This is a genomic window from Alteromonas sp. PRIM-21, assembly GCF_027563165.1.
Classification (GTDB): Bacteria; Pseudomonadota; Gammaproteobacteria; order Enterobacterales; family Alteromonadaceae; genus Alteromonas; species Alteromonas macleodii_A.
Map to the genome: position 1 here is coordinate 1 of NZ_JADOEK010000029.1, position 2,931 is coordinate 2,931.

The following is a 2,931-nucleotide window of genomic DNA, read 5'->3' on the forward strand; positions in this document are numbered from 1 at the left end:
TTGGGCGTTGTATGGTTAAGCCTCTCGGGCAATTAGTACAGGTTAGCTTAACGCCTTACAACGCTTCCACACCCTGCCTATCAACGTCATCGTCTATAACAACCCTTCCAGAACTTAAAGTTCAGGGATGACTCATCTTTGGGCCGGCTTCCCGCTTAGATGCTTTCAGCGGTTATCCGTTCCGAACATAGCTACCGGGCAATGCGATTGGCATCACAACCCGAACACCAGCGGTTCGTCCACTCCGGTCCTCTCGTACTAGGAGCAGCTCCCATCAATCATCCAACGCCCACACCAGATAGGGACCGAACTGTCTCACGACGTTCTAAACCCAGCTCGCGTACCACTTTAAATGGCGAACAGCCATACCCTTGGGACCGACTTCAGCCCCAGGATGTGATGAGCCGACATCGAGGTGCCAAACACCGCCGTCGATATGAACTCTTGGGCGGTATCAGCCTGTTATCCCCGGAGTACCTTTTATCCGTTGAGCGATGGCCCTTCCATACAGAACCACCGGATCACTATGACCTACTTTCGTACCTGCTCGACGTGTCTGTCTCGCAGTTAAGCTAGCTTATGCCATTGCACTAACCTCACGATGTCCGACCGTGATTAGCTAACCTTCGTGCTCCTCCGTTACTATTTGGGAGGAGACCGCCCCAGTCAAACTACCCACCAGACACTGTCCACAATCCCGATTAGGGACCTATGTTAGAACATCAAACATACAAGGGTGGTATTTCAAGGACGGCTCCACACAATCTAGCGACTGTGCTTCAAAGCCTCCCACCTATCCTACACATGTAGGTTCAATGTTCAGTGCCAAGCTGTAGTAAAGGTTCACGGGGTCTTTCCGTCTAGGTGCGGGTACACAGCATCTTCACTGCGATTTCAATTTCACTGAGTCTCGGGTGGAGACAGCGTGGCCATGGTTACACCATTCGTGCAGGTCGGAACTTACCCGACAAGGAATTTCGCTACCTTAGGACCGTTATAGTTACGGCCGCCGTTTACCGGGGCTTCGATCAAGAGCTTCGTCCGAGGACTAACCCCATCAATTAACCTTCCGGCACCGGGCAGGTGTCACACCCTATACGTCCTCTTACGAGTTTGCAGAGTGCTGTGTTTTTAATAAACAGTCCCAGCCACCTGGTCACTGCGGCCTCCACTTGCTTACCACGCGAAGTGTTCACAAACAGAGGCGTACCTTCTCCCGAAGTTACGGTACAATTTTGCCGAGTTCCTTCACCCGAGTTCTCTCAAGCGCCTTAGTATTCTCTACCTGACCACCTGTGTCGGTTTGGGGTACGGTTCATATAATCATAAGTTTAGAAGCTTTTCCTGGAAGCAGGGCATCAACAACTTCACTCCCTTGGGAGCTCGTCTCGTGTCTCGGCCTTGAAAACCCGGATTTACCTAAGTCTTCAGCCTACGCACTTTCACTTGGACAACCAACGCCAAGCTTGCCTAGCCTTCTCCGTCCCTCCATCACTGATTATATAAGTACGGGAATATTAACCCGTTTCCCATCGACTACGCATTTCTGCCTCGCCTTAGGGGCCGACTTACCCTGCCCTGATTAGCATGGGACAGGAAACCTTGGTCTTCCGGCGTGGGAGTTTTTCACTCCCATTATCGTTACTCATGTCAGCATTCGCACTTGTGATATGTCCAGCAAGCTTTACAACTCACCTTCATCCACTTACACAACGCTCCCCTACCCAGCATGTAAACATGCTGCCGCAGCTTCGGTATATTGCTTAGCCCCGTTACATCTTCCGCGCAGGCCGACTCGACTAGTGAGCTATTACGCTTTCTTTAAAGGGTGGCTGCTTCTAAGCCAACCTCCTAGCTGTCTATGCCTTCCCACATCGTTTCCCACTTAGCAATATTTTGGGACCTTAGCTGGCGGTCTGGGTTGTTTCCCTCTCCACGACGGACGTTAGCACCCGCCGTGTGTCTCCCGGATAGTTCTCATTGGTATTCGGAGTTTGCAAAGGGTTGGTAAGTCGGGATGACCCCCTAGCCTTAACAGTGCTCTACCCCCAATGGAATTCGTCCGAGGCTCTACCTAAATAGATTTCGGGGAGAACCAGCTATCTCCCGGTTTGATTGGCCTTTCACCCCCAGCCACAAGTCATCCCCTGACTTTTCAACGTCAGTGGGTTCGGTCCTCCAGTTGATGTTACTCAACCTTCAACCTGCTCATGGCTAGATCACCGGGTTTCGGGTCTATACCTAGCAACTAAACGCGCAGTTAACACTCGCTTTCGCTACGGCTCCGCTATTCGCTTAACCTTGCTACTAAATATAAGTCGCTGACCCATTATACAAAAGGTACGCAGTCACCCCGAAGGGCTCCCACTGCTTGTACGTATACGGTTTCAGGTTCTATTTCACTCCCCTCACAGGGGTTCTTTTCGCCTTTCCCTCACGGTACTGGTTCACTATCGGTCAGTTAGGAGTATTTAGCCTTGGAGGATGGTCCCCCCATATTCAGTCAAGATAACACGTGTCCCGACCTACTCGATTTCACTGTAAAGATTGCGTCGTGTACAGGGCTATCACCTTGTATCGCTCCTCTTCCCAAAGGATTCCACTACATTCAATACAGCTTAAGGGCTGCTCCCCGTTCGCTCGCCGCTACTAGGGGAATCTCAATTGATTTCTTTTCCTAAGGGTACTTAGATGTTTCAGTTCCCCTCGTTCGCCTCGTTACACTATGTATTCATGCAACGATACCTATAAATAGGTGGGTTTCCCCATTCGGACATCTGTGGCTCAAATGCATTTTGTCGGCTCACCACAGCTTTTCGCAGACTTACACGTCCTTCATCGCCTCTAACTGCCAAGGCATCCACCGTATACGCTTCGTCACTTAACCATACAACCCCAAACAGCCTTTTGACTTCTGTCTAAGTTATGTCG

At 50.7% G+C, this 2,931-nt stretch carries 1 rRNA gene; it reads right to left on the reverse strand.

The features are described 5' to 3' along the window. Positions 1-11: 11 nt before the first annotated feature. A 23S ribosomal RNA gene (locus tag IW644_RS19800) occupies positions 12-2,887 on the reverse strand. Positions 2,888-2,931 lie beyond the last annotated feature (44 nt).